Source organism: Flavobacterium koreense, from assembly GCF_054776075.1.
In genome coordinates this window covers 215,027-239,486 of the sequence record NZ_BAAHCF010000002.1, presented here as the reverse complement: position 1 = coordinate 239,486, position 24,460 = coordinate 215,027, and the positions used below count along the sequence as shown (strand labels likewise).

Here is a 24,460-nt window from a genome sequence, read left to right as displayed (position 1 = left end):
ATTTATCTTCACAAAAAATATATGAAAAATTTAGCCGTTATATTGAAATGACTATTTTCTAATTATATTTGTTTAAAAATCACACACTTTGAAAAAGATATTCGCTGCCTTCTTATTATTATTGAGTTTTACTTCTATTGCTCAAACTGAAAAAACTTTGCTTTGGGAAATTTCCGGAAACGGCTTAGCTAAAAAGTCTTATTTATATGGCACTATGCATGTAAATGAAAAGATTTCTTATCATCTCTCCGATGCTTTTTATAAACATTTGCTAGAAGCCGATATCGTGAGTAATGAAAGTAATCCTGAAAGTTGGGAAGTACTATTTGATTTATTGACTAACCAAGAAAATGAGAACTCACAAAAACTTTATAGTCGTTTCAATTTGGCTCCGTTAAAAAAAGAAGCATTGTATCCGTTGTTTTCTAATGTAAATATCTACAACACGATGACTTCTGGAAACAACAGCGAACAAGCTGATTTTCAAGAAAACACCGTTCTTGATATGTTTATACACCAAACTGGTAAAAAATATAACAAAAAAGTAACTGGTCTAGAAGATGCACAGGAGTCGTTTCTAAAAGTGATGAAAATGCAAAACGACATGGAAGAGCCAAAAGAAGAAGTGAGAATGGCTTTAATGAAAATATTAAAAAACAGAAACTTCCAAACGGTATCTAATGATTTTTATAGAGAGAAAGACATCGTAATGCTTGACTCTATTTATAAATTGATTTACTCTAAAAAATCGCATAACATTTTAATTACAGAACGAAATGTTACTATGGCAAACAGCATTGATTCCATTGCTAAAACAGGAAGTTTATTTGCTGCTGTTGGTGCTGCACATTTGGCAGGAAAAGAAGGAGTTTTACAACTTTTAATCAAAAAAGGATATACTGTAAAACCAATAATAGATTTACTTACAACTGTTGGAGAAAAACAGAAAAAAACAATTGAAGAGTATTTCCCAAATCCAGTATTGAATTCTTTTACGACTAAAGATGGGATGCTAAAAATACCTTTGTTTAAAAATCCGAGAACTATAAACGAAGTAACAGCTTGTATTGATTTGACAAATGGTGGCTCTGTCAATATAAACAGATTACCTTTGAATTATTTTTTAAAGAAAAAAGATGACACTTTCAATCCAAAAGCATTAGATAGTCTTTTCTTTGAGAATATTGCAGGAACTATCATTGAAAAAAAGTTTTTTGAAACAGAAAACTACAAAGGCTATGACATAAAAAACAAAACAAAATCTGGCAATGCACAACGCTACAGATATTACATTACACCTTTAGAAATTATTGCTGTTTCAATGACAGGTACTGGTGACTATGTAAGACAATATGAAAACCAACTGTTTGATAAAATTGAAATTAAAAATCTACAAAGCTCTTGGGATAGTTTTACTCCGTTAAAAGGTGGATTTAGTGTAAAAATACCTTCTTACAGCGTCATACATGGTAATGAAGTTGATAAAATTGATAATGATATCACAATTCAATCTTATGATAAATTTGAAAATGCATTTTATTTTTTAACCGAAGAATCGTTTAACGGAACTGCAGAACTTGAAAATACTGCCTATGAACACAAACAAATACAAGCAGAATTTTATATGCAAAACGAGTTGGATGATGTAACACACAACGCAACAACAAACGAATCATCGTCAAAGATTGGTGAGAAAAAAATTAGACTAAAAACCTTTATTAAAGGTAACAAATATTTCCTTCTTGGAACTGTAAATGCCTCAGACAAAAACACAGATAATTACTTCCAATCATTTGATTTTACTAAAAATGGTCGAATTGTAATTAATAAAGTTTATAACGATACTGTAAACGATTTTAAAGTTGAGATTCCAGAAAAAATTAATAAAAAAACATTTTTGAATTTTGAAGATTATGAGTTTAAAACTAAAAACTCCTTTTTATCAAGAAACAAAAATTATACTTTCTATGCAGACAATGGCAGAGATATAGATTTAGAATACAATAAATTTCACAAATATGAGTCTTTTGAAAATTTGGATTCCTTAAAAAATTATTTTTTTAGAGACTATTCCAAAGATTATAAATCATTTATGGATTCACATGGTAGATTTCAAAATTTCGAGGAAAATTATGAAGAAGACTATGATGAAGACTATGATTATCAATCTAATGAATCTTTGATTTATAATTTTATTTATAAAAAAGGATTTTCCTATTCAAAGTGGTTTGATTTAGTAGAGAAAAATGATGAGAAATATGAATTTCTTTCAAAATCCTACAACTTTAATAAAGAAGACAATACCCATGTTTTTGAAGCCGTTGTGTCAAAGTCAAATGCAACTCAAGCAATAAAATACAAAACTTTTGTAAAAGGAAATGCCTACTATAAAATGCAAACTTTAATTGAGAGAGATTATAAAAATGACGATGCCTTTATAGAAAAAACATTTAGCTCCTTAGAACCTACTTCTAAAGATACTACTTCCATTTTTGAAGATAAATTTGATTTGTTTTTAAATGATGTAAATAGCAAAAAAGACACCATAAGATTCTCAGCGATGGAATCTATTGATGAATTAAAAATTGCCGATAAAGATTTTGATGCTGTAACTAACTTCATAGACACATTCAAGTTTAAAGAATCTGAAAAAGAAGCACCTTCGAGTTTATTGATGCGAATTGGTGCTTTAAAGAATCCAAAAACAATTCCGTATTTGGAAGCAAAATATAAAGACGAAAAAACAAAAACCAATACTCAAATTGAAATTTTAAAAGCTTTAACTCGTCAAAAATCTAAAGCAGCTTATCAAAAAATAATTGAATTATTAGAATACGATTTACCGATAACAGACAAACAATATGATATCACAAGTTTGTTTAGCATGTTTGATTTAGATTTAGAAAACAGTAAAGAATTGTTTCCAAAAATATTCCAATTTTATAGCATTAAGGAATACAACAAACCTACATTAAATTTATGTAACTCATTGTTTGACAAAAATCTAATTTCTCCAAAGAAAATCAGTTCTTTCAAGAAAATGGTTTTAACCAATGCCAAGTTAGAATACAAAAGAGTCGTAAGCTGGAAAGAAAAAAACATCAAACCAGAAGAAGAAATGGATTTAGCAGATGATATCTCTTATGAAACTGCTGTTGATACTACTGTTGCAGTTGCAATTGATGGAGATGAAGAAGATTACAATTCAGAGGAAACTTCAGCTCCTGTTGATGATTTGATAAACTATATTGATTTATTATACAATTTTCAATCAGACAAAGATACAGATGCTTTATTTCAAAAAATAAAAGGATTGGATATTCCTGAATTAAATGTTGAATTATTGCGTTTGGGTGTTGTAAACGATAAAATTAGCAAAGAGGAAATTTTATCAACATTAGAAAATGAAAAGACAAAATTTTCTACAATTCTGTTATTACATTACAAAGACAAATTCAATTTGCTGCCAACGCTAACAGATGATGAAATTGTTGAATCTGCCATTTTAAGTTTTGAAAATCTTAAAACCAAAGATTCTATTGAATTTGTTGAAAAACGAATTGAAACTAAAAACAACAAAGAAATTACTCTTTATTTTTATAAATTCGACAAAACAAGTAGTTATCGAAAAATTAAAAACACCTATATCTACACGATTGCTTTTTTAAGTGAAAAAGGAAAAATCAATCCTTTAGCTTACAAAATTTATGATAAAAAGAAGCTTGAAGACGATGATGATATTACAAAACGTATCAATGCTATTACAAATAAAGCATTAAATGAAGAGCACAGAAGGGCAACATTTGAAAAAAACATCGATCGTATGAATTTTAATATGTATGATTAATACTAAACTTCAAAAACAACTATGTTTCAAAACAGAAAAGATATTGTTTATTTAATTCTAGCTGGTATTTTTATCACAAATGCTATTGTTGCTGAATTAACTGGTGGAAAATTAATTGATGTTTTTGGAGTTCCGATGAGCATTGGAATTTTACCTTGGCCTATTGTTTTTATCACAACCGATTTAATCAACGAATACTTTGGCGAAAAAGGCGTTAAGAAACTTTCGCTTATTACTGCAGGATTAATTGCATATACTTTTATCATATTGTTTTTTGCAATCAAAATTCCGTCAACAGGAATTAGTTCGGTTACTACTGAACAATTTACGGCGGTTTTTGGACAAAGTCAATTGATTATTATTGGAAGTATTGCAGCCTTTTTGGTTTCACAATTAATTGATGTTACCATTTTTCATTTTGTAAAAAACAGAACTGGCAACAAAATGATTTGGTTGAGAAGTACTGGTTCTACTGTAATTTCACAACTGTTTGATAGTTTTATTGTACTAGGAATTGCGTTTTACTTACCTGGAATTATGGATGGAAAAACCTATATTATTTCAGGATTCACTGGATATTCTGTGAAATTAGTGATTGCAATTTTGATGACGCCAATGATCTATTTAGGACATTATTTGATAGAACAATATTTAGCCAAAGATGGAAAATAAAGTACGTTGCGCCTGGTGCGAAAAAGACGATTTATATAGAGATTATCATGATAATGAATGGGGAAAACCTGTTTATGATGACGATAAATTATTTGAATTTTTAATTCTAGAAACTTTTCAGGCAGGATTGAGTTGGTATACCATTTTGAAGAAAAGAGAAAACTTCAGAGCAGCTTTTGATAATTTTGATTACAAAAAAGTAGCAAATTATGGCGAAGAAAAAGTGCAAGAATTACTTCAAGATGCCGGAATAATTAGAAATCAATTGAAAATAAGAGGAACAATTTCAAACGCCATTGCCTTTATGGAAGTGCAAAAAGAATTTGGAAGCTTCTCTAAATACATTTGGAATTTCACTGACGGAAAACCAATTGAAAATAACAGAAAATCCTTAAAAGAAGTTACAGCAACTACGCCACTTTCCGATGAAATTAGTAAAGACTTAAAGAAACGCGGATTCAAATTTGTAGGTTCAACTGTCGTGTATGCTCATATGCAAGCTACAGGAATGGTAAATGATCACGTTGCTGATTGTTGGACGCAGAATTAGTTTACTCAACTATTTTCGCTGTTTAAAAATTAAAATCACTACCTTTAGTTAAACAATAAAATCATGTTTCGTCACAAAGGAAGTAGAAGAACGTTTTTACACAATTTACGACTTGCTTCCAATCTTTCATTTATTGCAGGAATTGTAAATATTGCAGGTGTACTTTCTGTAGCGACTTTAACAACAAATGTCACAGGTCATTTTGCATATTTTGCTGAGGAAATTTCTTTGAAAAACTATTCAAAAGCAATTACTTTCCTCCTATTTATTTTATCTTTTTTGTTGGGTGCTTTTACATGCAATACATTAATCGAAATCACTTCGTTAAAAAAACCTAGAATTGCTCATGCATTTCCTATGCTAATTGAAGTTGCTATTTTGCTAATTATTGGGTTTGGATTTGTAAAACATCAAGAATATATTGCTTATTTATTACTTTTTTCAATGGGTATTCAAAACGCATTAGTTACTCAAATATCACAATCTGTAGTAAGAACAACGCATCTTACAGGATTATTTACCGATTTAGGAATTGAAATATCGCAACTTTTTTTCTACAGAAAACCAGTAGAAAAATCGCGATTGCGTAGAAGTATTTTTCTTAGACTTTCTATCATCTTATGCTTTTTCCTTGGAGGTGTTCTTGGTGGAATTTTCTATGAAAAATACGAACTGAAAATCCTTCTTTTCGCAGCGCTTTCATTAATAATTGCGCTTCTATTCGACAATATTATTATCTACTATCATCTTACAAAAAGAAAAATAAAATCAAGTTTTCATGAAGAAGAGAACTAACTCTTCAAAATCATCATAAAAGCATTTCTCGAAATTTCAAAAGCTCCTAATTTTTCTAAATGATCGTTGTGAACTTGGCAATCCAAAAGTTTGTAGTTGTTTTGTTTTAAATATTCAATCAATTTTACAAAAGCTACTTTACTGGCATTTGGCACTTTAGAAAACATACTTTCACCGCAAAATACATGACCTAAATCAACGCCATACAATCCGCCAACGAGTTCGCCATTTTGCCAAACTTCAAATGATTTTGCTTTTCCTAATTGATGTAATTCGGTGTACGATTTAATAATATCATTAGAAATCCAAGTTCCATCTTGATCTTTTCTTTCAATTTCTTGACAATTTTTGATAACCGATTCGAAATCTTTATTGATAGTCACTTCAAAAATATTCCGATTAATAATATTTCGAAGACTTTTAGAGACTTTATAATCCTTTGGATTCACCACCATTCTTTCACTTGGCGACCACCAAAGAATGGGTTCGTCAGCATCAAACCAAGGAAAAATTCCATTGTTGTAGGCAAGTAATAATCGTTCTATTGACAAATCACCGCCAACAGCAAGAATTCCTTCATAGGAAGCTTCTTCAACTGGAGGAAAATAAAGTTCTTTGGTTAGGAAATACATTTTTTAGAGAATAAAATATAGAAAAAAGAAGAAAGAGAAAAGATAAAATAAGCAAAAGCCATTCTAAAATTTACATAAAATTAGAATGGCAGTCTTTATTCTTTTCTCTTTACTCTATTCTCTTATTAGAAAGGTAAATCGTCGTGTTCTTCTTCTTTAAAATCAGTTGCTGGAGCAAATGCTTCTGCTGCTGGCATTGGAGGCATTTGTTGAGCTGCTGCTGGAGCTTCTGTTTGAAGTTTTTCAACTCTCCAACCTCTTATTGAATTAAAATATTTAGTTTCTCCTTGAGGATTCACCCATTCTCTTCCACCTAAATTAATAGATACTTTTACTGCATCACCAACGGCAACATTATTCAATAAATCACTTTTATCTTGAGTAAATTCAATCATAATGTGTTGTGGATACTGCTCATCTGTAGTTACCACTAATTCTCTTTTTCTGAAAGTAGCACTAACTTGAATTTCTGCGCTTACTACTTTTACTTTTCCTGAAACTTCCATAATATTATTGTTTATTGTTTTGCTAAAAGCACTTTCCAAGCGGTAAGCACCTCGTTTTTATCTAAATATTCTTTGGCTAATTGGTGTTTTTTAACCTCATCATCAGCACTCAAAACACCTTTCACTTCAAAATTTTGTTTTACAAATATAGTAATTTCTTCATTGGTTGGCAATGCTTCTACATTTCCTAATTTTCCTAAATCATTCCCATTAAAAATAGGACTTTCTCTCACAAATTCTGGAATCGCGTCTACTCCTATTCCTAAAGTTGCCAATGGTTTTTCTACTTCAAAAAGCCCTTGATTAGCTCTCGAATACCAATTTCCTCCTAATCTTGAAACCAAGTCAATTTTCATTGGATCAATATTTCCTTCTGAATCTAAAACTGCTTCATTAATGTGCATTTTAACCACTTCACAAATAATCATATTTCCGGCTCCACCTTCAGTTCCTAATGCAATAATTTGATTGACTTTACATTCAAATTGCACCGGACTTTCGGCAACGCGATAAGGTTTTACCATTTCTGATGGAATTGGAGTCAGACCCGATTTTGCAAACTCATTAACGCCATCAGGATATTCTGTACTTGATAATGACATTTGTTGCACAATATCAAAATTCACAACATTGATTACTACTTGACGTGTTTCTTCACAATTAATTAAAGTGTGTTTCGTTGTGTTATTTCTAACTCTTCGCGCTGGTGAAAAAACCAAAATTGGCGGATTTGAACTAAAAATATTGAAGAAACTAAACGGAGATAAATTGGGCTTTCCGTTTTTGTCAATTGTACTTGCAAATGCAATTGGTCTCGGCGCAATAGCACTTTGCAAATAACCTTGCAATTTCATAGGAGAAAGTTCTTTTGGATCAATTGTTAGCATAAAATTTGGAATTTTTACAAAGATAAGAATTCGAAGGCAATGGCAATTTGAAAAATCAATTTCAATTTGAAAAAAATCATTACTTTTAAACAAATTTTAAATATGCAATTCTCCGATAGAAGAAACACAACGCGTTGGATTATCATCATCACTTCATTTGTGATTGTTTCTCTTATTTTGTGGAACACGTATTCGTTTTTCCAAATTTTTAAGCAAGAAGAACGAGTGAAAATGCAACATTGGGCATTATCTCAAAAAAAAATCAATACAGATGATTTAAATGCCGATTTGGAATTGCCTTTGCAAATTATTCAAACTGCTAATATTCCTATAATAGTTACTGAAAAGGATTCTATCATAAATCAAGTAAATATTGAAGATGATATTTTAAAAGACAAAACCAAATTAAGAGCCTTTTTACAGCGACTAAAAAACCAGAATGACCCAATTGTGATGAAAATTTCTGAAGGTCGAACGCACAATTTATATTATGGTGATTCCTCCTTATTGAATAAACTTAAGTATTACCCAATCGCTTTATTATTCATCATTTTCTTGTTTGGAGCAGTTGTTTACAATTTTTATAAAAGCACTAAAATGGCCACCCAAAATAAGCTTTGGGCAGGAATGGCGAAGGAAACCGCACATCAAATTGGAACTCCTTTATCCTCTTTAATTGGTTGGTTAGAAATAATGAAAGCCGATAATGTTGATGAAACGACTGTTTCTGAGATTGAAAAAGACATCAACAGATTACAAACTATAACCGAACGATTTTCTAAAATTGGTTCCGAACCTGTTTTGGAAACTAAAGATATCGTTGAAGAAACTAGAAATTCGTTTGATTATTTAAAATCGCGTTTTTCGAAACAAGTTGAATTTACCTTTTCTGCTCCAAAAAATCCGATATTGGTTTCTATCAATCCGGCTTTACACAGTTGGACCATTGAAAATTTGATGAAAAATGCTATTGATGCTATGAAAGGCAGAGGCAAATTGAAAATCATGATTGAAAAAGAAGGTCAAAACATAAAAATCAATGTAATCGATTCTGGAAAAGGTATTCCAAAAAATCAATACAGACGTGTTTTTGAACCAGGATTTACTACTAAAAAACGTGGTTGGGGATTGGGTTTATCACTAACAAAAAGAATTGTTGAGGAATATCATAATGGAAAAATAAAAGTAGCCCATTCAGAAATTGATAAAGGAACTACAATGCAAATTCTTTATAAAAAAGCTAAATAATTATCTGGTTTTTGTAAACATTAATTTTCTTTGCGCTTTATTTTTACTCAAATAATCTTTAACAAACTGAGCGTGTTCTGTTGCGATTTTGATGTTTTGAGCCATCTGTGATTTAAGTGTTTTCAAGTTGGATGTGTTATCTTTTCCAACAGAACCTACACCATAAATAGCATCTTGACATTTTTTTAATGCATCCAAAGGTGTATTTATCATTTCACTAATAATCTCGTCAGAGAAAAGTGGTCTGAAGTTCTTATTTCTATACAAGATAAAATCATTTAGAGAAGCTACAGCACCATTATAGTCTAATACAATTTGTGCTACTTTTTCAATGTTCTTATTTTGACGAATCACATTAAACTCCTCTTTTTTTGAAGCCAAATATTCAGCAATTAGATTATTAATGACAGCATTTTTTTCGATACGTTCAGCTGCTTCAAATGCTTGTTCTTCCTTAGGATGTGTTTCATATTTTTCAATTTCTGAATCGAAATTAAAATTCATTTTAGGCTTATCTTTTTGTATAATTCCACTAAAAAACTCATGGTTTGTAATCGGCTCATTTGAAAATTGCCATAAATAGTCAAATGGCATGTGCGTTTGAATCATTTTAGCAGCTGATGTTTTAAAAAAATTATTATTTAGTTTTTTGTAAAACTTCAAATTATTGACGTAACCTGCACCCCAAGTTGGATCAAAAAGAAACCATTTACCTTCAATTTTAGAAGCATTCCATGCATGACCAATAGGAGAAACAACACCATTTTGTTTGGTGTAACCCACCACAATTACAGTTTTTATAGCCAGTTTGTTTGCTATTTCATTGTAAACCTCAGCATAATGAATACAAACTCCTTTCTTGTTTTTTAATGCACTTGCAATCTTTTCTGAAGAGGAATAAACAAAATTTGGTTCATTCATGTTTTCAACATCATAACTAATATTGTTTGCAGTCCAATAAAATGCGGCTCTAATTTTATCCGATTCTGATTTAAAATTAAGGTTAATATAATCGGCTATATCTGAAGTGGATGTTGTTTTTTCTGTTGGGATTTTATTCATTATTGCATCAATTGTAGTATATTCATTTTTTACTTGAGCTACTACAGATGAGAAAAAAAATAACGATATAAGTTGATAAATAAGTTTCATATATGTAAATGTTAATTTTTAGCGGTCATATATGGTATCGCCTTTTTAATCATTGGAGTTTGTTTGCAACAAACTTTTTGTTAGTGGCGATTTCATAGTATAAAAATAAAAAACCCGTTAAGCCATAAACGTAACAGGTTTGTATTTAAGAAACGATAAATTGTTTTATAAATTGTTTTGAATCGCTTTCGCTAAATCTTCAAACTCATCTTTAGTTAGCGAAACCTTGTTTTGAAAACGCATTTCATCCATTTCGTTTAAAGGAATTAAATGAACGTGCGCATGAGGAACTTCCAAACCAATAACAGCCATTCCAATTCTTTTGCATGGAACTGTTTTTTCAAGAGCAACGGCAACTTTTTTTGAAAAAGCCATCAATCCTATATACAAATCATCTTCAATATCAAAGATTTTATTGATTTCTTGTTTTGGAATACATAAAGTGTGTCCTTTAGCATTTGGATTTACATCTAAAAAAGCTAAAAAGTTATCGTCTTCTGCAATTTTATAACAAGGAATTTCTCCGTTTACTATTTTGGTGAAAATACTACTCATAATTAATCACGTGAAATTTCTACAATTTCAAATTTTATAGTCCCATTAGGTACAGTGATTTCTGCTATTTCTCCAACAGATTTACCAAGTAATCCTTTTCCTATTGGAGATGTTACTGAGATTTTTCCTGTTTTTAAATCGGCTTCACTTTCTGCTACCAACGTATAATTCAATTCCATTCCGTTGGCTTGATTTTTAATTTTCACCTTAGAAAGAACCAGCACTTTAGATAAGTCTAAATTACTTTCGTCAATTAACCTTGCATTAGAATATACTTCTTCCAATTTTGAAATACGCATTTCTAACATTCCTTGAGCTTCTTTGGCTGCGTCATATTCTGCATTTTCGGACAAATCACCTTTATCTCTTGCTTCTGCTATATCTGCTGATGCTTTTGGTCGCATCACACTTTTTAAATGATCTAATTCTTCTTTTAATTTTTTTAATCCTTCAGCTGTATAATACGATACTGTACTCATAATTTTATTCTTTATTAAGCTTCACTTTTTAACTTAAATGAAGTTATTTTTCTGTTAATTTTATATCGAAAGTTACTATTTCATCGTTATCATAAAATAGAAAAAATCCCATCGGAACGGGATTTCTTTTTTCAAAGATATATTTTTTGTTTATTAAATTCCTATTTTTGTCTAGTAATGTTATACAAAGTTAACTAATTTAATTTTTTTTGAACTAATCTTTTTGTAAAATTTTTAAAATGAAAAAAACAACTCTATTAATTCTTTTCGCAACTTTCATTTTTGGATGCAGTAAAGACAGGTTTAATAACGACAATCCTTATCTTCCAAATTACAATTTCTCTATAGATTTGAATACTAATTTGCCAACTTATGCTAGTTTGAAATTCACAGGAAATGCTGTAAAAGCCTATCCTTCAGGTCCTTCAAGAGGAATAATTGTATTCAATACAGGAAGCGGATTTAATGCTTTTGATGGTGCATGTCCAAATCAGGATTTAACATCTTGCTCTACTTTAAACATAAGTGGCTCAAATGCTAATTGCTCATGTGGAAGTGAAAATTATAATTTATTTACAGGACAATCTTCTGGACAATCCTATGATTTAAAAAAATATCGTGTTGAAGTAAATGGAGATGTGATAAGAGTCTTCAACTAAAAATAATAAAGCCAAGTCGGAAAAATTCTAACTTGGCTTTTTTATTAAGAATTAGATTATCATTAAAAGGTTAATATTGCACCAACTAAAAAGTTTCTTGTTGCTTGCGGAAAATATCCAGCACCTTCAATTGTTGTAATAGTTCCTGGATTTGAAAAATCATCATCATAAGTATAGAAATAGCCATTCGACTCATATTTATTATCCAAAACATTATTAATCAATCCTGAGAATAGAATCGATTTAAGTCCTTTATTAATTTTCCATAAATAGGTAATATTGATATCATGAAAGTGGTACTCTTTAAGAATAGATCTTTCTGAATCAATATTTCCCATAAATTGTTTACCAACAAACTTATTTAAAATGGTAAAATTCAAATGCTTGTTTACAGCGTACGTTATTGCATTTCCAACAACTAGATTTGGAGAAAAAGCGATATTAGTATTACCCAAGTTTTGAAGAACTCCATCACGTTGAAAAAAGAAATCTTCATTCTTGTTTTGACTTAAAGTCACATTAGGTTGAAGTGTAAACTTACTTCCCAATTTTAAGGTAGATTCTAACTCCAATCCCAATCTGTAACTTGAACCACTATTTGTAAAAATTGGCGAACCAACATCATTCAAAGCTCCTGTTAAAACCAACTGATTTTTATATCGCATGTAGAAAGCATTTGCATTGATAATCATTTTCTTGGTAGTATATTTCCAACCCAATTCAAAATCAAACAAGCGCTCGGATTTTGTGCTTCCGTTTTCATAATCGTCTCTTCTTGGTTCTTTGTTTGCGATTCCAGCAAAAGTGTAAAAAGCATTTTTGCTGTTCAATTGATAATTTAAACCAACTTTTGGATTAAAAAATCTAAACGTATCATTTACATCATCAAATCGGAAACTATTGGCTTCATAAAAAACCATTCGATATTGCAAATCTGCGAATAAGTTCAATTTTCCAAAAGTTTGTGATGCTTTTACATAAGCATTTACATCATCTTTGTTTCCAATATTATTGTAGTATCTATTTGAATTTGGAACATAATACTGAGTCCAAACTACCTCTCCGAAATGCTTTCCTAAATATCGATTTGCAGCACCACCAAATAAAATATTTGTTTTATTTTTTTTGTAATTTAAAGTAAAAGTCGTTCCGAAAAAATCATTATCTAACCATCTCTTTCTAATTAAATCTGAAGTTGAATTTCCTTGAAAATCGGGTAAATAATAATCGGATAATGTTTCATCTTCTTTGTATTGTTCAAAATATCCTTTTCCAATTGTATAGTGAAGAGCAACATTAGAAGACCATTTTTCAGACCATTTTTCAGACCAATGCAATTGAAAATGATTTTGCCAATAATTATCGGTTTCGTTATCGTGGAAACGTATAGTCCCATCAGCGTCAAAATACATTCCAGCTGGATTGAACGTTCTATCGTTTTTTAATTTGTCCAAATCTTCAATTCCATACCATGCTTGATATGTTTTTTCTTTCCCACCAAAAAACAAGGCTTTAATTTGAGTTGATTTATTAATATAATTGGCATTAAAAAAATAACCAAACATATTAGTAGAAGCTCTATCAACATATCCATCAGAAGCGATTTGAGAAATTCTTCCGTTAAATTCAAAATTATCGTGTAAACCTGTTCCGAAAGCTAATGTATGTTTTCTTGTGTTGAAACTTCCAACAGAATTAGCAATTTCTGCATAAGATTTTTCTTGAAAAGATTTAGTTTGCATATTTAAACTTGCGCCAAATGCACCAGCACCATTAGTAGAAGTTCCTACACCGCGTTGTAATTGAAGACTTTCTACAGAAGAGGCGAAATCGGGAAGATTAACAAAAAATGTTCCTTGACTTTCGCTATCGTTAAATGGAACTCCATTTAAAGTGACATTGATTCTAGAACCATCTGTTCCTCTTACTCTCATGTAAGTGTAACCAATTCCATTTCCTGCATCGGTTGTTGAGACAACAGAAGGTAAATAATTAAGTAAAATTGGAATGTCTTGCCCAAGATTTCTAGGAGCAATTTGTTCTTTACTAACATTAGTAAAAGTAACTGGATTGTTTTTTTGAGCTCGAACTCCTGCAATTAAAACTTCATCGAGTGTTGTAACTTTTGTTGTGTCCTTGGGTTTCTCTTGTGCAATAGAGATAATAGAAAAAAGAAAAAAGAAAATAGATAATAGACTTCGCAATTTAAATCTTTGTGCCTTCGAGTCTTTGTGGCAAGTTTTTTCAAATAAAATTTCCATTCGTAAAATAAATTATACGAATAAAAAGAGGTAATTATTCTTGGTTAAAAAAATAAAAATGTTTGTTTCCTGTGACAAAGTTCAGTGTGCACTCTGCTTTGTCACTTTTCCCTAAACAGCATTACCTGTTCTAGGTTCATTGGGTATAATCTCAGCTCGTAATTTAGAGCACCCCTTTTGAGACGATGCAAAGGTAAAAAGATTTTTAGACTTTTAGATTATTAGACCATTAGATTTTTTTTATAAATCAGGCTTTTTCCTGTTCTGTTTTATTTCAGAATTTGTTGATTTGTCTTTTAATCTTTTTTCGATAACTGATTTTGGAATTTTTGTAGCTTTTCTTTCTTTTGGTATAACTAAAGACTTTTCTATCAACTCCAAAAATCTTTTTATAACGATTTCTTTATTTTTAAGTTGACTTCTGTCTTCATCACAATTTAAAATTAAAATTCCATCAAGAGTTAATTTAGATTTTAATTTCTTTTGAGACCTTTCTTTTTCTTCCTCTGAAAGTGATTGAGAATTGTTTAAATCAAATGTTAAAACTACTTTGGACGAAACTTTATTTACGTTTTGTCCGCCAGCTCCAGAGCTTCTAACGGCTTTGAAAGAAAGTTCTGAAATAATTTTATCCTTGTCCATTTGTTGATTGATGAGCAGGTTTTAATAAATCATTTACCGTTTTCACCGGATTGAAAGTAATAAGTGGAACTTCAACAAAAATAGTCATCCATTTTGCCATAGCACCATTCCAAAGTCCCGGTAATTCAAATGCTCTTAATGACTTTCCTTTGTTGTTTTTTTCAACAATAAAACCTGAATTTTTATCTATGAACTTCATTAAATCAAACTTTTGTCCGTTGTAATCTTTTATTCCACAAACAAGGTCAACTGGATTAAAATGAGTGGCGCTTTCGAAGATTTCTTTTTGCCTTGTATCCTTTGAATCAATCTGAGAAGATTCTATAATTTGTAAAAATGTTTTTCCTTTTTTATCGATTACCCAAAAAGGTCCACCACCAGGTTCGCCTTCATTTTTTACCATTCCACAAACACGAATTGGACGGTTTAAAATCGTTTTTAAATGATCAACTTTACTTTCTTTGGTGAATTTTGAAAAATCATCTTTTATATCAATATTCAATTTTGATTTTATATAATTTACAATTTCATTCAAATCTTCGTTAGAAACATTTTCACTATTAAGCATTTTCATATACTTAAAAATAACTTCTTGATATTGAATTAAAATTCCTGCCAAAGCTTTTTTATAAAGTGCAATTTCTTGAATATGATTTTGTATAACATTATCAATATTCTTGATAAAAATCACATCTGCAATTAGATTGTTCAAATTTTCAATCAATGCACCATGTCCGCCTGGTCTGAAAACGATATTATCCTTTTCATCTCTAAAGGGATTTCCGCCCAAATCAACCGCAATAACATCTGTAGCTTTATTTTGGTAAGAATATTTTACATTAATTTCAGTATTGGTTTGCTTTTCAATTCTAGGTTTTACTTCATTGATAATGGTTTCAAAATCACTTTGATGTTCCTCTGAAACTGTAAAATGAAGATTGGATTTTCCATTTGAAGTAGCATAAAAAGCACATTCATTTAAATGTTCTTCTATCGCAGTAGCAGTGTAATTTTCATATTTATGAAAAGGTAAAACGCCTTTTGGTTTGTTTGAAAAATCAAAATATTTAGGAGAAAGCATTGTTTTTATAAAACCAAAATCTCGGGTATCTTTTTCCCATGTCCCATATTCTGGCAATGAGGATTTGGCAACCTCTAAAATTTCATTGTAGAAAGGAAACTTTTCTTTTGCTACTAAAAAGATAGGTAAATTTTTATCCTTTTTTCTATTAATATAAGCGTTTATACTTTCTTCACCAAGTTTAAATTCATTCAAAAATTCGTTTAAAAACTTGAACATTCTGCTCGCTGCTCCAGAAGCTGGTACAAATTTTTTCAGTTTAAGATTAGTCTTTTTCTCATCAAAAAAATTTGAAAAATACTTAGCTTCGTCATCGGTTATTCTTAGAATTCCGTCATTAATTACAGCCGGTCGTTCTAAATTTATCTTTGGAATTCCATTTTTCAATATTTGAAATTGGTCTTCAATGACATCTAAATTAGTATTTCTATTGTAGATTTTTATATAGTCAAATGAGTTTAAACCTATTTTTTTTGCTTTTTGAAAATCTGAAATTATTTTGGTTGCTTTTTCAAGACGTTCTTCTTTATTTCCAGAAAGTTTGATGAAAGGCTTTTTAAATTCGACCAAAGCTTGTTCAAAAAAAGCTATTGATTTTTCCCTATCGTCTGGTTTATCTCTTAAATCATCTTTTTCCCACGGAACATCAACGTCTGTTAGAAAAATCAAATCATATTTGTGCTTCTTGGCTGCTTTTGCAATTATTGCATCACAAGAATTGTAGTTAATATCAGAAAATACTTTGGTCACAAAAACATTAGTATCACAAAAAAGAATTTTATTAGCACTCTTTAATGCGTTATTCTCAAGTTGTGTTTGCCCAATTGCAATTGGCATTAAATCTTCTTTAACACAAATTTCTTGCTTCAAATCCCATTTGTCTTGAAGATAATCGCGTGCAAACTCTGGAATCCAATTGGTATTGAATTCTTCAGCAAGTTGCGATGCTAATGTGGTTTTACCTGTTGATTCAGGTCCTACAAAAGCAATTTTTATTATTTCTGTATGTTCTTGTTTAAGATGTTCTTCCATTGAATGTATGCTAAAATAGCTAATATTGTAAAAACTAAATACTGTAATGATAACATTCCTAAGCCTCTGTGGGCAAATAAAGGAACTGCTATTAAATCACCGATAATCCACAAGGTCCAATTTTCTATTTTCTTTAAGGCCATGTACCACATAGCGGTAAAAAATATTCCAGATGTAAAAATATCAATATAATTAGGAATTTCAAGTTTATAATCGAAAAAAAGATACACTAAATAAGTAATTATCATTGTTAAAATAAATAATCCTACACCTATTAATTTCTCTTTTGTTGAAGTTCTAGTGATTTCTAATTCGGGTTCATCGGCACTTGAAGTCCACTTGTACCAACCATAAATACTCATTATAGAATAGTAAAAATTCATAGTCATATCGCCAAAATATTTTGCTTGATACAACAAATAAACCGTTATAATTGTCGAAATTAATCCTGTTGGATATACCAAAATATTTTCTTTTTTGGCAAAATAAACGCTCGAAATTCCGAATACAAACGCTAGTGACTCCAATATAATTTGAAGTGTTGTAGCGTTTTTATATTGTGATATCAGAAAATCTAACATTTGATTAACGATTTTTGAATTTTGATTTAAGAATTAAAAAAATTAGTATCATTTTCAAATGCGGTTCCGATTACAACTAAATCTGCACCTGCATTGTAAGCATTTTCGATTTCTTGTTTGGAACGAATGCCGCCACCAACGATTAATGGAACGTTTATATTTTGCGAAACTAATCTTATCATTTCTTTTGGAACAGCTAATTTTGCACCGCTTCCTGCTTCAAGATAAATTAATTTATTTCCGATGAATTCACCAGCTTGAGCAGTTTGCAATGCGTATTCGTGGTTGTTTCTATCTAAAGGTTTGGTTTGACTAACTCTTTCAACAGCCGTTTCATTGCCACTTTCTATTAAAATATATCCTGTTGAAATGACTTCTAAACTAGTTTTTTTAATAATTGGAACAGCATTTACTTGGTGTTCAATTAAATAATCTGGGTTTCTTCCTGATAATAAAGTTAAAAATAAAATTCCGTCGGCTTTATCAGAAATTTGCGATGGATTTCCAGGGAATAATAGAAATGGTAAGTTGATTTTTGATTTTAATTCGGTAATTAATTCATCTAAATGTGTTCCATCGAATGAACTTCCTCCAACGAAAATATGTGTTGCAGGTGATTGATTTATTTTTTCAATTAAATCCGAAAGATTTCCCACTGCCAACTTATCTGGATCGAGAAGAATGGCTAGGAGTTTTTCACCTTTGGTTTTTGAATTTAGAATATTTTGGTAGCTATTTGTCATTGTTTATTTTCAAAGGCGCAGACAAAGATATAATCTTCTACCGAATCAAATTGGATTTGGAACTTTTCTTCTTTATCGTTGAATTTTAATGTTGCCGTTGCTTTTTTATCCTCAAAAGAAAAATCGTCCTCAAAAATATGGTTTGGAAAACTGATACCCTTTTCATTTTTGATTTTGAAAATGCTTTCTTTAATTCCCCAAACGATTGTTGCTTTCTTAATTTTTTCTTCTTCGGATAGATTATCCAAATGCGAAACATCCATAAATCTTTTTGCAATTCGGAGTGTCTTTTCTTTCAGTTGTTCTAAATCTAATCCCACTTTTGAATCACTAATTGCAATAGCAGAAAAATCATTGGAATGGGAAATCGAAATTTCAACATCTTTAATACTACAACCTTGTGGTTTAATGTGTGGCTTTCCAAATTCATCATAAAATAAATCGAAATCCGAATAATCATTGTGTTGTAATAACATTCTCACAGCTAAAAATCCTTTTTGATGACTTTCTGATTTCATAGTTTCCAATCGCGCTAAAGAGGAGTCTTTCAATTTTACTTGACTGAAAAGCGTGTCAAAATCTTCTGTAATCTTCCAAAGATACAGTTTGGTATTGTTAGACAAATAGACAACTTTATGTAATGGCATCTAGTATTTTGTTGTTTTTCAAAAGATTAAACATTTAAACATTTCACAAATTTTAAAATAAATTATTAAAATCAAAACCTATGTTGTAATTTTGCACCAAATTTTAAAAATACAAATATACATAATAGATGAGTACACAAACATTACCATTTGTAGCTTACAAAGTTAAGGACATTAACCTTGCGGCTTGGGGAAGAAAAGAAATTGAATTGGCTGAAGCTGAAATGCCAGGATTAATGGCGTTGAGAGCTGAGTATGGAGCAACTCAACCTTTAAAAGGTGCAAGAATTGCAGGATGTCTTCACATGACTATTCAAACTGCTGTTTTAATTGAAACTTTAATTGCTCTTGGTGCAGAAGTTACTTGGTCATCTTGTAACATTTTCTCAACTCAAGATCAAGCTGCTGCTGCGATTGCTGCTGCTGGAATTCAAGTTTATGCTTGGAAAGGTCTTGACGAAGAGTCTTTTGACTGGTGTATTGAGCAAACATTATTCTTTGGTGAAGATAGACAACCATTAAACATGATTCTTGATGATGGTGGTGATTTAACAAATATGGTTTTTGACCGTTACCCAGAATTAATTCCTGGAATTAAAGGTTTATCAGAAGAAACTACAACTGGTGTTCACCGTTTGTATGAAAGAATGAAAAACGGAACTTTATTTATGCCAGCAATTAACGTAAATGATTCGGTTACTAAATCGAAATTTGACAACAAATACGGTTGTAAAGAATCGGCTGTTGATGCTGTAAGAAGAGCAACAGATATTATGTTAGCTGGAAAAAGAGTTGTTGTTTGTGGATATGGTGACGTTGGAAAAGGAACTGCGGCTTCTTTCCGTGGTGCTGGTTCTATTGTTACAGTAACTGAAATCGACCCAATTTGTGCTTTACAAGCTGCAATGGACGGATTTGAAGTGAAAAAATTAAACACAGTTGTAGCTAATGCTGATATTATCATCACAACTACTGGAAATAAAGACATCGTTCTTGGTTCTCACTTTGAGCAAATGAAAGACAAAACTATCGTTTGTAACATTGGTCACTTCGATAACGAAATTGATATGGCTTGGTTGAACAAAAACCACGGTGCATCTAAAGTTGAAATCAAACCACAAGTTGATAAATATACTATAGCTGGAAAAGATATTCTTATCTTAGCTGAAGGTCGTTTAGTAAACTTAGGTTGTGCAACTGGTCACCCAAGTTTTGTAATGAGTAATTCATTTACAAACCAAACGTTAGCTCAAATTGAATTATGGACTAACAGCGCAGCTTACAAAAATGAAGTTTATATGTTACCAAAACATTTAGATGAAAAAGTAGCTGCTTTACACTTAGCTAAATTAGGAGTTGAATTGGAAACTTTACGTGACGATCAAGCTGCTTATATTGGTGTTGACGTTGCTGGACCATTCAAACCTGAGTATTACAGATACTAGTCTGATATTAGATTTTTGATATTAGATATTAAATATAAAACCCCGATTTCAATTGAAGTCGGGGTTTTTTGTTTGGGATAAAATCAGATGAAATTAAAATTTTATTAAAATAATTTGTTTTATGTTTAAGTTTTACTTAAATTTGACAAATTTTAATACATAAAAATATGGGGAGTCTATTATTTTATAAAAAACGAAGAGAAGAAATAAGAGAGAAATTAATTTCTCTCGAATCTATTATTGAAAAAGTTAATACTCTTCAAGACATCAGTAAAGATTCAATGTATTTGGAATTCATAAAATTAAAAGATTTTAATTCTAAAATTGATGAAATATTTTTGCCTTCCCTATATAATTCGAATCAAAAAGAATTAACATTACTTTCCAAATTTAATTTAGATTATTCTTTTAAGACTAGAAAAAGCCATATCAACAAAAAACTTGAAGAATTAAATATTGAAGAATTAATTAATTTAATCAATAATTATTCTCTAAGTTATTCAGATTATAAAAGAGTAAGGTATTTAATCCACATAAAAAGTTTTTCAAAATGGCTTACTAATTTATCTAAAAAACTAAACAGAGTATTAAAACAAACTTTAAATTGTCATCTCTCAATATTAGAAAATAAGCGTGAAAATTTTAGAAAAATATATAGTTTTAATTTTAAAAATTTAGACGACACACACGCTACAATTATATTTAATTAGGATTATTGAAGCAGAGCGCTTCAATAGAAATTAAATATAATTGTAAAATGAAAAATATATTAGAAAAAATAAATGAAGCTATTGCTTCGGATAAAACATCAGAAGAAAATAAAAAATTATTATTAGAAATAAAAGAAGAATTAGAAATTGCTAAATCAGAAAATAAATCTGAATTAGAAATTTTAAAAATAATTACTTTACTAATAAAAATAATAACAGATTTCTTCTAAAAAAATCAAATCAAATGAAAATAGGAGAAGTAATTAATTCAATAATTAAGAAAAAAGGAATTACTCAAACAGAACTTGCAAAAAAAATTGGTAAAAGTACAACAGCTTTATCACAAATTATTAATGGTGTTTACGACCCGAATCCAGAAACATTAGATAAAATTTGTGAAGCATTGGAAGTTCCTAAAGCAATTATTTATTTCTTAACAATATCTGAAAAAGATGTTCCCGAAGATAAAGTTGAGTTATATAAAATGCTTGCTCCATCATTAAAAGATTTCTTAGTAAAAGTTTTTGGAACAGAACAACAAGAACTTATAAACTAAAACAAAACCCCGATTTCAATTGAAGTCGGGGTTTTTGTTTTTTTTTATGGAATTTAGATTGAAAATCCACCCTATCAGAATTTAGATTTCAACATCATCTTCAATTATTTCAAAGGTTTTTTTGTCTATTCTACCTTCAAATAATGTACTTATATTATCTTGTTTAAACCTATGAATGGTATGAACACATTTAAACTCGAAATAGTCACTTTTATTTAAAATTGTCAAGTCTTCTACAAAACTAATTTTTAGTTCTTTTAAAAGCAGCTCTTCAAACGGAATTTCAAATGCAGAATATTTATCCTGATAAATAATTTTTCTATTATTAAAAGTAGAATATAATTTGAACTGTTTTTCAAAAGACAACTTAAGAGGTAAATAACTAAAAAAATCATTGAAATCAATTTGATTAGGTTTGTTTTTCCAATTATAAACTAAAGAATACTCTTCAACTTTACCATTCCCGAAATATAAATTATCGGACAAATCACATAATGGATTAAATTCGTATTTAGCATTAGGACCATAAATATAACCATGTGAAACTCCAAGTCTATCTATTGCATAATATACAGTTTTAAAGCCAAAATCAGTATCATGTTCTGTTTGATAAATTGTCAAAGGATTTAACTTTAAATTTCTTAAAAGTAAACTTCCAAAATTTATTAATCCTGACGTGAAACTAAAAAAATAATGATCTTCAAAATCTGCAATTTTGCTATTGTGATTAAAACAATCTTCTATAAAGGAAAAAGTTTCAATTCTAAGTTTGGAAAGTTCCGTATAATTCATTTTTAAAATACGATTAGCTACATTTATCTGTAATAATATTCAAAAACAAAACTTTCTACAACGTCTCCTTCAACCATTTATAAAATTCACTTTGCCATACTTGAGCATTTTGTGGTTTTAGAACCCAATGGTTTTCGTCTGGAAATAATAAAAATCTACTTTTTATTCCGCGTAATTGTGCTGCTTGGAACGCTTCTTGTCCTTGTCCTATTGGCACACGGTAATCTTTTCCTCCTTGGATGATTAATATTGGTGTGTTCCATTTGTCCACCATATTGATTGGGTTGAACTTTGCGTATGTTTTTTGTGCTACAGCATTGTCTTTTTCCCAATATGCTCCACCGTGATCCCAATTATTGAAGAATACTTCTTCGGTTGTGCCGTACATACTTTCTAAATTGAAAACACCACAATGTGAAATAAACGTTTTAAATCTGTTGTTGTGAATTCCTGCTAATTGAAAAACAGAATAGCCACCATAACTTGCTCCCACAGCTCCAATTCTATCTTTAGCAACATAACTTTCTTTAGCTACATCATCAATTGCAGATAGGTAATCGTCCATTACTTGTCCGCCCCAATCTTTAGAGATTTGTTCGTTCCATTCTTGTCCGTGACCATACATTCCACGACGGTTTGGAGCAACCACTACATAACCTTGTGAAGCCATCAAAGAGAAATTCCAACGGAAAGAATAACTTTGAGTCAATGGCGATTGTGGTCCGCCTTGGCAATATAAAAGTGTTGGATATTTTTTATTTTTATCAAAATTTGGAGGTAAAATTACCCAAACCAACATTTTCTTTCCGTCAGTTGTGGTAACGTATCTTCTTTCGTATTTTGGCAAAGCTAGTTTGCTGTAGGTTTCATCATTGATTTTAGTCAATTGCAACCAAGTTTTTTTCTTCAAATTATAAGAATAAACCTCAGCAGCATGATTCATATCTGTTCTTGTAACGATTACATTATCGCCAGAGAACGCCACAATATCCGATACATCGAAATCACCATTAGTAACCTGAGTAACCATAACAGCAATTTTTGTTAAACCTGGAAAGTTTACTTCAAATAATTGTTTGGTTCCGTCAACAGCAGCAACAAAATATACTTTTTTACCGTCGGCGCTCCATGCGTAATTATCTACACTTCCGTCCCAATTAGCCGTAAGATTCATGTCCATTCCTTTGAAACGAACGATGATGTCATTTTTATCGGCTTCATATCCGTCGCGCTTCATTTGCAACCAAGTTAAATTTCCTGTTGGAGAAAACGTTGGATTGGTATCATATCCTTTATTAGCTTCTGTTAGGTTTTTAGTAGTTTTCGTTTCTAGATTGTATTCGTACAAATCAGTATTTGTAGAAATAGCATATTCTGTTCCGAATTTCTTTTTAGAAACATAGATAATGCTTTTAGAATCTGGTGACCAAATAAAATCTTCATCACCACCATGAGGTTTTTGAGGTGAATCGTAAGGTTCATTTGGCATAATATCAATTGGTGTAGCCTTATCTATATTTTCAGCATAAAACACGTGGTTGTGACTACCATCGTTGTAAGTATCCCAATGGCGATAATCTAACGAGTTATAAACTTGTGAGTTTGATTTATCAAGATTTGGATAAATATCTTTACCTAAAACTTTATTTACTTTCACTTCTTGAGAGGACAAAATATATTTCCCATCTGGAGAAACATTTTTATCGGCAACTAAATCTTTAGTATCTTTTACTTCGGTTGCATTTCCTCCATTTACTGGAATGGTGTAAAATTTAGAATTCGATTTATTTTCTTCCACTGATGGAATGGCAACTTTATAAACCACCGATTTTCCATCTTTTGAAATTCCTAAAACAGAAACCCTTCCTAATTTCCAAAGTAATTCTGGAGATAAAACTTGTTGCGCTGATGCTGCTATACTCATTGTACTAACGATTATAAAAAATATTTTCTTCATTTTGATGAATGATTTTAATGATTCGTTAAAA

The 24,460-nt window shown here is 30.3% G+C and carries 24 protein-coding genes; 10 read left to right on the top strand and 14 right to left on the bottom strand.

Annotation, left to right across the window (positions count from 1 at the left end; all coding sequences use genetic code 11):
* Positions 1-88 precede the first annotated feature (88 nt).
* The 4 genes from ACYU7A_RS01375 to ACYU7A_RS01360 all read left to right on the top strand — a co-directional run bounded on the left by ACYU7A_RS01375 (position 89) and on the right by ACYU7A_RS01360 (position 5,864).
* Complete coding sequence (locus tag ACYU7A_RS01375; protein ID WP_460573676.1) at positions 89-3,847, top strand: TraB/GumN family protein; 3,759 nt, start codon at positions 89-91, stop codon at positions 3,845-3,847.
* A 21-nt stretch (positions 3,848-3,868) separates the two neighbouring features.
* On the top strand, positions 3,869-4,519 hold the full coding sequence (locus ACYU7A_RS01370) for a queuosine precursor transporter (RefSeq protein ID WP_460573674.1): 651 nt from the start codon (positions 3,869-3,871) through the stop codon (positions 4,517-4,519).
* Positions 4,509-5,069 carry a DNA-3-methyladenine glycosylase I gene (locus ACYU7A_RS01365; protein WP_460573672.1) on the top strand — a complete coding sequence of 187 codons (561 nt, stop codon included), beginning with the start codon at positions 4,509-4,511 and terminating at the stop codon, positions 5,067-5,069. Before ACYU7A_RS01370 ends, ACYU7A_RS01365 begins: the two co-directional genes overlap by 11 nt.
* A gap of 63 nt (positions 5,070-5,132) precedes the next feature.
* On the top strand, positions 5,133-5,864 hold the full coding sequence (locus ACYU7A_RS01360) for a YoaK family protein (RefSeq protein ID WP_460573670.1): 732 nt from the start codon (positions 5,133-5,135) through the stop codon (positions 5,862-5,864).
* Here the strand turns inward: ACYU7A_RS01360 and aat are convergent.
* From aat to ACYU7A_RS01345, 3 genes are all read right to left on the bottom strand, one after another.
* Entirely contained in the window at positions 5,861-6,496 is a 636-nt protein-coding gene (gene aat, locus ACYU7A_RS01355; RefSeq protein WP_460573668.1) for a leucyl/phenylalanyl-tRNA--protein transferase, read from the bottom strand. The genes ACYU7A_RS01360 and aat overlap by 4 nt on opposite strands.
* Positions 6,497-6,621: 125 nt before the next feature.
* Positions 6,622-7,002 carry a DUF3127 domain-containing protein gene (locus tag ACYU7A_RS01350; protein ID WP_344815580.1) on the bottom strand — a complete coding sequence of 127 codons (381 nt, stop codon included), beginning with the start codon at positions 7,000-7,002 and terminating at the stop codon, positions 6,622-6,624.
* Between the two features lie 11 nt (positions 7,003-7,013).
* Positions 7,014-7,889, bottom strand: coding sequence for a flavin reductase family protein (locus ACYU7A_RS01345; RefSeq protein ID WP_460573666.1), 876 nt, complete (start codon positions 7,887-7,889; stop codon positions 7,014-7,016).
* 102 nt (positions 7,890-7,991) lie between these two features.
* Here ACYU7A_RS01345 and ACYU7A_RS01340 point away from each other — a divergent pair, with 102 nt between their 5' ends.
* On the top strand, positions 7,992-9,137 hold the full coding sequence (locus tag ACYU7A_RS01340; RefSeq protein ID WP_298304215.1) for a sensor histidine kinase: 1,146 nt from the start codon (positions 7,992-7,994) through the stop codon (positions 9,135-9,137).
* Here ACYU7A_RS01340 and ACYU7A_RS01335 read toward each other — a convergent pair whose 3' ends face one another.
* From ACYU7A_RS01335 to greA, 3 genes are all read right to left on the bottom strand, one after another.
* Positions 9,138-10,289 (bottom strand): transglutaminase domain-containing protein, encoded by a 1,152-nt coding sequence (locus tag ACYU7A_RS01335; protein ID WP_460573664.1) that lies wholly within the window; start codon positions 10,287-10,289, stop codon positions 9,138-9,140.
* A 165-nt stretch (positions 10,290-10,454) separates the two neighbouring features.
* Entirely contained in the window at positions 10,455-10,844 is a 390-nt protein-coding gene (locus ACYU7A_RS01330; RefSeq protein WP_460573662.1) for an HIT family protein, read from the bottom strand.
* 2 nt (positions 10,845-10,846) lie between these two features.
* Positions 10,847-11,323: a transcription elongation factor GreA gene (greA, locus tag ACYU7A_RS01325; RefSeq protein WP_345095066.1), complete on the bottom strand. Its 477-nt coding sequence runs from the start codon at positions 11,321-11,323 to the stop codon at positions 10,847-10,849.
* 239 nt (positions 11,324-11,562) lie between these two features.
* On the opposite strand from greA, the gene ACYU7A_RS01320 reads away from it, so the two are divergent.
* Positions 11,563-11,982 (top strand): Rieske (2Fe-2S) protein, encoded by a 420-nt coding sequence (locus tag ACYU7A_RS01320; protein WP_460573659.1) that lies wholly within the window; start codon positions 11,563-11,565, stop codon positions 11,980-11,982.
* 62 nt (positions 11,983-12,044) lie between these two features.
* On the opposite strand, the gene ACYU7A_RS01315 is transcribed toward ACYU7A_RS01320, so the two are convergent.
* From ACYU7A_RS01315 to ACYU7A_RS01290, 6 genes are all read right to left on the bottom strand, one after another.
* Positions 12,045-14,186 carry a TonB-dependent receptor gene (locus ACYU7A_RS01315; protein ID WP_460573657.1) on the bottom strand — a complete coding sequence of 714 codons (2,142 nt, stop codon included), beginning with the start codon at positions 14,184-14,186 and terminating at the stop codon, positions 12,045-12,047.
* 297 nt (positions 14,187-14,483) lie between these two features.
* Positions 14,484-14,885 (bottom strand): alternative ribosome rescue aminoacyl-tRNA hydrolase ArfB, encoded by a 402-nt coding sequence (gene arfB / locus ACYU7A_RS01310; protein WP_460573655.1) that lies wholly within the window; start codon positions 14,883-14,885, stop codon positions 14,484-14,486.
* Positions 14,872-16,998, bottom strand: a complete 2,127-nt coding sequence (locus tag ACYU7A_RS01305) for a DUF4301 family protein (RefSeq protein ID WP_460573653.1) — start codon at positions 16,996-16,998, stop codon at positions 14,872-14,874. The genes arfB and ACYU7A_RS01305 overlap by 14 nt, the downstream gene beginning before the upstream one ends.
* Positions 16,962-17,579: a nicotinamide riboside transporter PnuC gene (gene pnuC / locus ACYU7A_RS01300; protein ID WP_460573651.1), complete on the bottom strand. Its 618-nt coding sequence runs from the start codon at positions 17,577-17,579 to the stop codon at positions 16,962-16,964. Before pnuC ends, ACYU7A_RS01305 begins: the two co-directional genes overlap by 37 nt.
* A 26-nt stretch (positions 17,580-17,605) precedes the next feature.
* Positions 17,606-18,322 carry a phosphoglycerol geranylgeranyltransferase gene (locus tag ACYU7A_RS01295; protein WP_460573649.1) on the bottom strand — a complete coding sequence of 239 codons (717 nt, stop codon included), beginning with the start codon at positions 18,320-18,322 and terminating at the stop codon, positions 17,606-17,608.
* Positions 18,319-18,969 carry a 4'-phosphopantetheinyl transferase family protein gene (locus ACYU7A_RS01290; protein ID WP_460573647.1) on the bottom strand — a complete coding sequence of 217 codons (651 nt, stop codon included), beginning with the start codon at positions 18,967-18,969 and terminating at the stop codon, positions 18,319-18,321. Before ACYU7A_RS01290 ends, ACYU7A_RS01295 begins: the two co-directional genes overlap by 4 nt.
* Before the next feature lie 128 nt (positions 18,970-19,097).
* Here ACYU7A_RS01290 and ahcY point away from each other — a divergent pair, with 128 nt between their 5' ends.
* From ahcY to ACYU7A_RS01270, 4 genes are all read left to right on the top strand, one after another.
* The gene (ahcY, locus tag ACYU7A_RS01285) at positions 19,098-20,414 is read left to right on the top strand and encodes an adenosylhomocysteinase (protein WP_396142903.1); all 1,317 of its coding nucleotides are present in this window, start codon (positions 19,098-19,100) and stop codon (positions 20,412-20,414) included.
* Positions 20,415-20,581: 167 nt separating this feature from the next.
* A complete protein-coding gene (locus ACYU7A_RS01280) occupies positions 20,582-21,124 on the top strand; it encodes a hypothetical protein (RefSeq protein ID WP_460573645.1) in 543 nt (180 codons plus the stop codon).
* 47 nt (positions 21,125-21,171) lie between these two features.
* Positions 21,172-21,354 carry a hypothetical protein gene (locus ACYU7A_RS01275; protein WP_460573643.1) on the top strand — a complete coding sequence of 61 codons (183 nt, stop codon included), beginning with the start codon at positions 21,172-21,174 and terminating at the stop codon, positions 21,352-21,354.
* A gap of 14 nt (positions 21,355-21,368) precedes the next feature.
* The gene (locus ACYU7A_RS01270; RefSeq protein ID WP_460573641.1) at positions 21,369-21,680 is read left to right on the top strand and encodes a helix-turn-helix domain-containing protein; all 312 of its coding nucleotides are present in this window, start codon (positions 21,369-21,371) and stop codon (positions 21,678-21,680) included.
* Positions 21,681-21,761: 81 nt separating this feature from the next.
* Here the strand turns inward: ACYU7A_RS01270 and ACYU7A_RS01265 are convergent, their stop codons facing one another.
* Both ACYU7A_RS01265 and ACYU7A_RS01260 read right to left on the bottom strand, forming a co-directional pair.
* Positions 21,762-22,472, bottom strand: a complete 711-nt coding sequence (locus tag ACYU7A_RS01265) for a hypothetical protein (RefSeq protein WP_460573639.1) — start codon at positions 22,470-22,472, stop codon at positions 21,762-21,764.
* A 55-nt stretch (positions 22,473-22,527) separates the two neighbouring features.
* On the bottom strand, positions 22,528-24,429 hold the full coding sequence (locus ACYU7A_RS01260; protein WP_460573638.1) for a S9 family peptidase: 1,902 nt from the start codon (positions 24,427-24,429) through the stop codon (positions 22,528-22,530).
* Positions 24,430-24,460: the final 31 nt, after the last annotated feature.